Genomic DNA, 9,422 nt, shown 5'->3' with positions numbered 1-9,422 from the left:
CGCCGACGGCCGCGACCGGTTTATGCTGGAGCAATTTGTGATGCGACTTGCCAGTGCGTCCTGAGCGGCAGTGCGTCCTGAGCGGCAGAGGCGTCCTGAGCGATTAGCGTCGAAACCAGCCCTTTCGTTTCACGTAACAATCACGCATCAAATCGAAGAACACCGCGTGATTGTTCTTTTCCAGCAGTGAAAGGAATTTGTGAATGCCGCCGGTGTCGATCAGCTTGCGTTCCGCTTCGGTGATCGTCATCAACCAGAACAACTGAACCACACCGCCGATCACCTCTTTCGCCGGGATCGGTTTGGAATCGGATTCGACCACCGGCAACATGTACACACAGTCCTTTTGCTGACTGTCGGACAACTGATCGCGCAGTCCATCGAGCGATTCCGTCGTCCCGATCGAAAGCCCCTTCTTTTTTCGAAACGGAAGCTTGGCCGCGCCGCGTAGAATCTGGATCGCCAATTCATCCAAGTGGGTGACATAGAGCAACAGTTCGGCACGCACGCTCCGCTGGCCGTTAGGCATCGGAATCGGATAGTCACTCATGCCGCTGGTCACCAGCGTCGTGAAATCGCGTGCGTCTTCGGGAAGATGGACCGAGACGTCCACTCGCATCGACGGGTCATCATCGACGTCATAGCGACTGCAGGGCCCGAACCGTTGTTCGTAGGCGAGTCGCCGCAGTTCACTCAAACCTGTCTGAGCCGCAGCACCATCGCTGCGATCGTCCTCCGGCTGCGTGGCGACGGCGACCTCACCGGCCGCGGTGACGCGTTCGGCGGAGACTCCGTCGTACTCGGCCAGTTCAAAATCAGCGGGCTGTTCTTCGGCCCGCCCCAGCACGTCCTGCCAAGACGAGGCTGCGGCGCTCGTCAAATCAGACGTCGAATCAGACTCTGCCGCAGCAGGCTCCACCGGCCGCCGGGGCTCCGAATCTTGAACCGTGGTCACCGATTCCGCCGGTTCGGGTGCGGTGACGGATTCCAATTCTTGTGCAAGTTGGGCTTCGGGTTCGACTTCAAGTTCCCACCCCGACTCCGTCGTTGCATCATGCGTCACGACGCTATCCAATTCGCGACGGGTCAATTCGTTTTCACGTCGAATCAATTCCGCTTCGCGTCGCGACAACGATGCTTGGCGATCGGCGAACTCTTGCAACAGCCGTTTCTTTTCCTCCAGAATCGATTCGGCCGACGCGTCGCGGGCATCATCGCTGGCCGCCGGAGGCGGGGCGACCGGAGCGGCTTGGTCGGCGGCGGCGAGCTGCTGCTCCTGCAGCGACTGCTCCAATTGACGCGTCGCTTGCTCACGGTCGGCCAACGCTTCTTCACGCTGGTTCAATTCTTCGCTGTGCTGTTGCAGCTCGGCCTGCTCGGCTTGCAAGCGAGCTTCCAACTGCTGCGTCTCGGCGAAGCGTGCCGCCAAGTCCGACTCGCGTTGCTCCAGCTCCGACCGTTTGGATTCATCATCGGCTTGCTGCTGGGCAAGCGTCGTTTCTCGCTGCTGGAACGACGTCGCCTGCTCGGCCTCCCGTGCCGCTTGAAGTTCCCGGTGTTGATCCAGTTCCCCAGCAAGCGTGTCCAGTTCCTTTGCCCTGGCATCGAGCTGTTTCTGCTGCAGTTGAAGATCCGCTTCACGTTGCTGCAACTCCTGCGACTGGCACTGGATCTCTTGCTGCTGTTGGCCGAGTTCCGATTCACGCTGGTCCAGCTGCTGCGTTCGCTCCTCCAACTCCTGCTCGCGCTGCTCGAACTCCTGCTCGCGCTGCTCGAACTCCTGCTCGCGCTGCTCGAACTCCTGCTCTCGCTGCGTCAACTCCTGCTCGCGCTGCGTCAACTCCTGCTCGCGCTGCTCGAACGCCTGCTCGCGCTGCTCGAACGCCTGCTCGCGCTGCGTCAACTCCTGCTCGCGCTGCTCGAACTCATTCGCCCGGACGTCTAGCTCCTGACCACGGGAATCAAGCTCGTTGTCACGAGTGTCCAACTCACTGCTGCGAGCGTCCAACTCAGTGCCGCGAGCATCTAACTCACTGTCGCGAGCGTCTAACTCACTGCTGCGAGCGTCTAGTTCAATGTCGCGGGCATCTAACTCACTGCTGCGAGCGTCCAACTCCTCCGCCCGATCTTGCACTGCCTGTTCTCGCGATTGCAGCTCCGCCGCCCGCTGATTGAGCGCGGCGTCGGTGGCGTTCCCGGTCGTGACCGACGATTTCGCGGCCGGAGTGGAGGCGCGCACTTTCGCGATCGATTCGGCCGAAAAGCTCAATCCCTGAACCGTTGCTGCGGCCACCCACGGACCTTGCCCGCTTCCCACTCCCGAATTGGGCAGGATGGCTCCGGCGTCGACGTAGCGTTGCAGCTGCTGGACCGAATAGGGACCACGTTTTCCGTTCTTGGTCTTGATGTACCACTGGTCTGGTATCACCTGGTCTGGCATCAGCGTATTGGGGGCATCAGAGTGATTTCGTCATCTTGGAACAGCGAGGATTGCACGAGCAGCCTCACCCACCATGATCCTAGCACGTTGATCCCGGCCCGGACGTTCCAGCGCCCGATCAGCGGGGTTGTGAGGAACAGTCCGTCGTTTTGGGTGCGTGACGGCCTGTTGAGTTAAGCCCGCGTGCGTTAGCGAGGGGCCACGCGGCGTCCCTCGCTTACGCGTCGCGTCTGGTGAAATCGCATTGAATTTAGAAGATCGATTCAATCAACAGGCCGTTGATGCAACGGCAACCGTCGCAGCGAGACACCTACATACGGGTGCTGGTCCCCTTCGTCAGAGCCATAAAGGCCGACTCCAGGTCCAACTCTTCCTCCGAAAACCGCTTCAGATCGATCTCGTTTTCAATCAACAGTTTCGGCAAGTCGCTGTACTCTTCGACATCGGGCTTCAACACCACTCGGATTGACGCATCACCGAGTTCGCAATTCTGGACCTTTTCGTGCTGGGCGAGCAAGTCGATGATCGCATTCAACTGGTCCGGCCGGTTCGGTTGGATCACCAAGACGACGTGTTCACGGACCATCCGAATCACTTCGGTGACTTCGGCATTTTGTTTCAGTTCACCACGATCGATGATGCCGACCTTGTTACACACGTCGGCCAGCTCGGGCAGAATGTGACTGCTGACGATGATCGTTTTCCCCATCTCGCCCAACTTGCGCAACAAGTTGCGCATCTCGATCCGCGCCCGGGGGTCGAGTCCCGACAAGGGCTCATCCAACAGCAGGACTTGGGGGTCGTGCAACAGCGTCCGCGCCAACCCGAGTCGCTGGGTTTGCCCGCGTGAGAGCGTGTTGGCAAAGGCATCGCGTTTGAATTCCAGGTCGACGATTTCCAGCATTTCATTGACGCGTTCTCGTCGTTGCTGGCCGTTGATTCGGTACGCTGCGGCGAAAAACTCCAAGTACTCGACCACGGTCATGTCGTCGTAGACGCCGAAGAAGTCGGGCATGTAACCGACCAGGCGGCGGATTTCTTTGGGGGCGGTGTGGACCGAATGATCGCAGACGTACGCTTCGCCCCAGCTCGGTTCGAGCAACGTGGCGATGATCCGCATCGTCGTGGTCTTGCCCGCCCCGTTGGGTCCGATGAACCCGAACAGATCGCCTGCCTTGAGATCCAGGTCGATGCTGCGAATCGCAAACGCATCGCCATACTTTTTTGTCAAATCGACTGTCTTGATCACGGGAGTCTTTTCTCGTTCAGTTCTGGCGAATCAGTTCAGGCGCGTCGAACGAACCGGCACGACCACGCGCACCATCGACAACACTCGACCACCGGGCTGGATGAATCCCGCTGAATCATCCATCGTTTCTTTTACGTCCAATTCAAACAGCGGTTGCTCGGTCCGCCCCATCAACAGACATCGGTCCTCGACCAACAAGTCCGATAGATCCAGATCGCCGAGCACATGGTGCCCGAGCCCGGTGTAGAGTTCTCCCCCGGCGGCGCGATGAAACAGGATCATTTCGGCGACCCGTTTGGCGTCTGAAAAATCACTCGGCGACCACGGAGTCGTCACTGTCGTGCTTTGGTCGGCCGACTGCTGTCGCGTCAGACGCCAACGAAAATTCTTCTGTCGCAACTCACTCAACTCTGCCACACTCGATCCGGCGGGAACACGTGTCGGCAACAGATACACCCAGTTTCCATAGATCAGCACGCCATCGAGAATGTCATAGGGCAAGGGGTTGACCAGCGCGCCCCGCAACAGCTCGCTACCCGGCCGGCGGATCACGGCGACGGCCCGGTCGGTGTCGGCGGTGAACGAGCAGCGTGCCGCAATCGACTTGCTGCTGCGTGGGGCGATCGTCAAACCGTTGAGTTCTGTCTTCACGCCCCGACCGACTTCTTGATCGATCTTCGACGGGGCCACCGAGTACGCTTCAAACACGGTGTTCTCCCCGGCCAACTGAATGCCGCCGAACTCTCGGCCGGGATAGCCCATCGGAAAGACAAAGGAGCGAGAAGCGGTCGAACCGGGTTGTCCGCTCGATTTCGGCTCGAGCGGCGCCAGCGCTTCACGAGCCCCATAGCGCAGGTCCACCCGCACCGGGTCATGCGAATACAGCGAGCACCACGCGAACCCGCGTCCGGCCCCGTTGACCAGATCGATGTCAGTGACTTGAAATTGATTCGCCCGCAACAGCGCGGACGTCGGTGATGCGGCACCGGTCGAGTCGCCGCCTGCCGATTCCGTGTCCGCCGCGTCGGCGACGGTTTTGGGCGCGGCCTGGATGACCAGGAACACCGACAGGAGGATCGCCATCAGCGGAAACGTCACCCATCCCAACAGCGGCTTTCCCCACACGCGATTGATCAACAAGTAATCCAGCGGCCCGATCAAGGCGATCAACAACATCACGACGACCGAGACGACTGAAAAACTGAAGCGTGGCTTGATCACAAACTGATCCAACACACCTCGCATCTGGCCGGCCAAATCAGAGAACGATGTCGAACCGGTCCGGCTGTCCCGCTCTCCGGTCTGCTCTTCGAGCAATTCGCCGACGACTTGCTTGATTAGATCCAGACGCTCGGGCCACTGGGCAAACCGGGGTCGATCCAAGTCGGCCGTGACGACCGTGATGTGCCCCAGTCCGATCACGTAGTCGGCACCCAGCACGGCGGAAACGCGACGCGTCGTGCGGCCCGAGATCAACACGCGGCCCTCGCGTCGCGGCAGCTTGATGCCTTGAAATACATCCAGCGGCGTCTGGCTGGAGGTAAATGTTTCGAAGGCCGCGGGATCATAGCGTGACAGCGTGACGTCCTCGACCGGCAACAGCGACTCCAGCCACGGTGCCGCCTGCAACGTTCGCTCGGTGGCCTCACCGAGTGTGACGAACAAGTGTCCGCCACGACGCAGCCACGAGACCAAGGCATCGGACTGTTCCCCGGTCATCGCCTCCAACACCGGCACGCCGGTGGCGTTGACCATCACCATGTCGACGCCGTCATAGCCGAGCGACTGAAACGGCAAACGGTCGGCCGACTCGATTCGGGTCACGGCGATGTGAGCGGCTTTGTCGAGCAACACGTTGGACGCGCCGATTTGGTCGACGCCCAGCGGATCACCGACCGAAACGATCCAGGGCATGCCGGCGGGGATCATCGACGGCCCGCGGTCCGGTCGGCCGGCTGCGGGAAACCGTGTTTGGACGACCACTTCGGTGCCCGCTTCGGTCGTGCGTTGAATCTGCAGCGGAGCCGCCTCGGAACCCGGCACCACGTAACCCAGTTCGATCGGCTCGGAATCAGCGGTGGGATAGGTTCCATAACGTACCCGCACGCCGTCGCCGTCGAGCGTCTCCAGCGTGAACTCCGAACGCGACCCGCCGTCCGATTCCATCGCCGAACGGGTCGATTCGGCCAACCGGATCGCGGTCGGTCGGCCGACTCGATAGTGTCCGTTGATTCCAACGACCACGGCCGCCGGAGTGGTTTCCGCTTCCGCCGGTTCCTGCTCCGCCACCGCAACGGGGGCCGACGAGAGGAGAACGAGCGAGAGGAGTGCAGCGGCGGCCGCGAACTTGACGTGGTCTGTCATGGCTTCTCTGAATCGGGGCATTCGCACACCAGTTTGCCACATCCCGGACATCCCCCGCCGTACTTGGCGACCAGGGCTGCGTTGAGGTCGATTTCGGCGACGTTGGCAATCGTGGTCAGCCAGGCGATCACGTCGGCGAACTCTTCGGCCAGATTGGCGCGATCATCGCCCCGCAACGCCGAGGAAAGTTCTCCAACCTCCTCCATCAGCCACATGAACGTGCCTTCCACCCCCCTGGCCACGTCCTTCTCGTGGTACATCTGACGAATATGCCGCTGAAGATCCGCAAACGATAATTCAGTAGAATCACTCATGCTGGCAGATTGTAGCGCGTGCGTAGCGCTTTCGCGATTGGGGTGGGCTGAGTTAGATTAGGGTTTAGCCATCCGTACAGCGTTTGCGACGGTTTGGTTCAGTGCTCCGGACCGTTTGATTCTGTGTCCCCAACGGTTTGGTTCTGCACGTCCGCACAATTGTTCTGAAAAACCCGCCTCTGGCTCTCTCTCTTTTAACCCCGCAGCGACCTTCGTTGACTGATTCTGAGCACCGCCGGATGGCCGCCCCCGATGACAAAGCTGCGGGAAAACCGGCGGCCGAGTTTCACCGTTACCCTTGGTACGCCCCGCGATTTTGGCACGGGATGCGACCGCTGACCTGGTGGGGCCTGCTGCGTCAGGGACGGTTCAGAATCCACCCGAGCCGGCTGCCGAATTTGCTGGGCGTTTCGCTGGCGACGCCGTGGAACACGGTCTTGGCGGGAATCCAGCAACTGGTTTTCCGCAATCGGCTGGCAGCGGCCGAATTGCACGGGCCCCCCGTCTTCATCATCGGACATTGGCGCAGCGGCACCACACTGCTGCACGAGCTGCTGGTGCTCGATGAACGTTACAGCAGCCCGACGACCTTTCAGTGTTTTGCGCCCCATCACTTTCTGGTCACCGAGTGGATTTTCCAAAAGTTTTTCGGGTGGCTGATACCGGGAAAACGCCCCATGGACAACATGGCGGCCGGTTGGGAACGACCCCAAGAAGACGAATTCGCGTTGATGAACCTGGGGCTGCCGTCTCCCTATCGCCACATCGCGTTTCCCTGTGAAGCCCCCGTGGACATGAACTACCTGGACTTTCAGGACGTCTCCCCGTCGGCGCTTCGCCAATGGCTGGACGCACTGAGACGTTTCTTGCTGGGGGTCAGCACCGTGACCGGACGCCCCCTGGTGATCAAAAGCCCCACCCATACCGGCCGCATCGCCGCGTTGGCCAGAGAATTTCCCGATGCGAGATTCATCCACGTCACCCGCGACCCCCGTGCCCTATTCCCCTCGACCTGCCGGCTGTGGGCCGGACTGGCCGAAGCCCAGGGCATGCAAGTGTCGCGACGCCCCGACGCCACCGCATCAACCAACTCGTCCGACGACGGCGACGACCAGCCACTGTCGGCCGACAAACAATACGTGGTCGATTGCCTGCGGCGAATGTACGACGCCTTCCTCCGCGATCGCCCGACCATCGACTCCAACCGCATCATTGACATCCGCTACGAAGACCTGGTTGATGACCCGGTCACCGTCCTGGAAACAATCTATCGCTCCTTGCGATTGAGCGATTTTGATTCAGTCCGCCCCGTGATCGAATCCTGGGCCGCCAGCGAACACCGCTCCTACCAAACCAACCGGCATCAATTGTCTCCCCAAGACGAAGCGACCATTCGCTCCGCCTGGAAACATTACTTTGAAACCTATGGCTACTAATCGCATGAACCCGCGCCTGAACGACTCGCGTCGCCATCATCCACAACGCCTCGGCGGACGGCGAACACCCAATGCCAGTTACGTTGGCACTGGGCGAATACCGTCAGCCTTCGCCTGCTGCGCGATACTTGTCCTGACGACAGCGCTGATCGGTTGTGCCCGAAAGGATCCCGAACAGCCCACCGCGGAGCAGACAACCGCCCAGCAGTCGCCCGCCCAGGCGGAACCGGCGACCGAGCCGATTGCACCGCAAACCTACTCGGCCAGCGCCGATGAATTGCTGGCCGCACGACTGGCCGACGAAGAAACCGCGGCAGGCTGGGTCCGTCTGTTCGACGGTCACACGCTGTTCGGATGGGAAATCACCGGCAACGCGAACTTTCGCATCGAAGACGGCGCGATCGTGGTCGACCAGGGCGAGAAATGCTTGCTGTGCACGTCGACCACCTGGGGTGACTTTGAATTGACATTCGATTTCAAAGCGGATGAAGAAACCAACAGTGGTGTGTTCGTTCGCACGCCGCTGAAACCGGAAAACGTGACCTCGGATTGCTACGAAATCAACATCGCCCCTGACGACAACCCGTTCCCGACCGGCAGCATCGTCCAGCGACAGAAAGTCGACGGCGAAGCGGCGGGCCCGCAAACGCCGGCGGAGTGGCGAACGATGTCCGTCATCGCTGACGGCAAGGATGTCACCGTGTCCCTGGATGGCAACGCCGTCTGTCGTTACACCGATCCGGTTGACCTGGCCGCACGCCGCATCGGGCTGCAACACAATTCCGGACGCGTCGCATTCAAGAACATCAAAATCCGCCCGCTGGGCATGCAGCCGATGCTCGATGCGGACTTGTCTCAATGGAAGAAATACCCGGAGATGGAAGGGACTTTCACGATCAATGATGACGGCGACCTGCACGTGCTCGGCGGCAAGACTCAATTGGAAACCCGACAAAGCTACGGCGACTTCTTCATGCTCGCGGAGTACAAGATCGATGACCCCGAAATGAATTCCGGGATCTTCTTTCGCTGCATCCCCGGCGATGAAATGATGGGCTATGAATGCCAGATCAACAACGGATTCAAAGACGGCAACCGATTGACGCCCTTGGATTGCGGCACCGGCGGCATCTTTCGTCGCCAAGACGCCCGCGTGATCGCCGGAGAAAACGGGGAATGGTCGACGGTGCTGCTGCATGCCAGCGGCAACAGAATCGCCGCCTGGGTCGGCGGGGTGCAAGTCAGCGACTGGGAAGACACCCGCGAAGAACACGAGAACCCGCGCAAAGGAAAACGGACGTCACCGGGAACCATCATGATCCAAGGACACGACCCGAAGACCGACGTGCTGTTCCGCAATCTGCAAATCGCGGAACTCAGGTAGGGGCCGGGCGCCTGCGACGCGGGAGAGAAGAGGTGGCAGAATGATATCGGGCAGAATGATGAAGAGATCGGCCGGAAGGGGCAAGACGATGGGGGCAAAACAATAAGTCAGCCAGTTCCCATTCCCCACCCCATCATTCTGCCTTCTCATCATTCTGCCTTCTCATCATTCTGCCTTCCCATCATTCTGCCTTCCCATCATTCTGCCTTCCCATCGTTTTGCCCCCATCGTTTTG

General features: G+C 60.3%; 6 protein-coding genes. 2 read left to right on the top strand and 4 right to left on the bottom strand.

Going from position 1 to position 9,422, the window contains the following annotated elements; genetic code table 11:
- Positions 1 to 103 precede the first annotated feature (103 nt).
- The 4 genes from ABX749_RS11000 to ABX749_RS10985 form a co-directional block, all read right to left on the bottom strand.
- On the bottom strand, positions 104 to 2,440 hold the full coding sequence (locus tag ABX749_RS11000; RefSeq protein WP_372896022.1) for a suppressor of fused domain protein: 2,337 nt from the start codon (positions 2,438 to 2,440) through the stop codon (positions 104 to 106).
- Between the two features lie 310 nt (positions 2,441 to 2,750).
- A complete protein-coding gene (locus tag ABX749_RS10995) occupies positions 2,751 to 3,689 on the bottom strand; it encodes an ABC transporter ATP-binding protein (RefSeq protein ID WP_145220042.1) in 939 nt (312 codons plus the stop codon).
- A gap of 30 nt (positions 3,690 to 3,719) precedes the next feature.
- Complete coding sequence (locus ABX749_RS10990) at positions 3,720 to 6,053, bottom strand: hypothetical protein (RefSeq protein ID WP_372896021.1); 2,334 nt, start codon at positions 6,051 to 6,053, stop codon at positions 3,720 to 3,722.
- A complete protein-coding gene (locus ABX749_RS10985; RefSeq protein WP_095737597.1) occupies positions 6,050 to 6,367 on the bottom strand; it encodes a MazG nucleotide pyrophosphohydrolase domain-containing protein in 318 nt (105 codons plus the stop codon). The genes ABX749_RS10990 and ABX749_RS10985 overlap by 4 nt, the downstream gene beginning before the upstream one ends.
- 215 nt (positions 6,368 to 6,582) lie before the next feature.
- Here ABX749_RS10985 and ABX749_RS10980 point away from each other — a divergent pair, with 215 nt between their 5' ends.
- Both ABX749_RS10980 and ABX749_RS10975 read left to right on the top strand, forming a co-directional pair.
- The gene (locus ABX749_RS10980; RefSeq protein WP_372896020.1) at positions 6,583 to 7,803 is read left to right on the top strand and encodes a sulfotransferase; all 1,221 of its coding nucleotides are present in this window, start codon (positions 6,583 to 6,585) and stop codon (positions 7,801 to 7,803) included.
- A 4-nt stretch (positions 7,804 to 7,807) separates the two neighbouring features.
- Positions 7,808 to 9,187: a DUF1080 domain-containing protein gene (locus tag ABX749_RS10975; RefSeq protein ID WP_372896019.1), complete on the top strand. Its 1,380-nt coding sequence runs from the start codon at positions 7,808 to 7,810 to the stop codon at positions 9,185 to 9,187.
- Positions 9,188 to 9,422: the final 235 nt, after the last annotated feature.

The sequence above is a fragment of the Stieleria sp. genome (assembly GCF_041595215.1).
Lineage (GTDB): Bacteria > Planctomycetota > Planctomycetia > Pirellulales > Pirellulaceae > Stieleria > Stieleria magnilauensis.
This window is presented reverse-complemented; position numbering and strand designations above follow the sequence as displayed.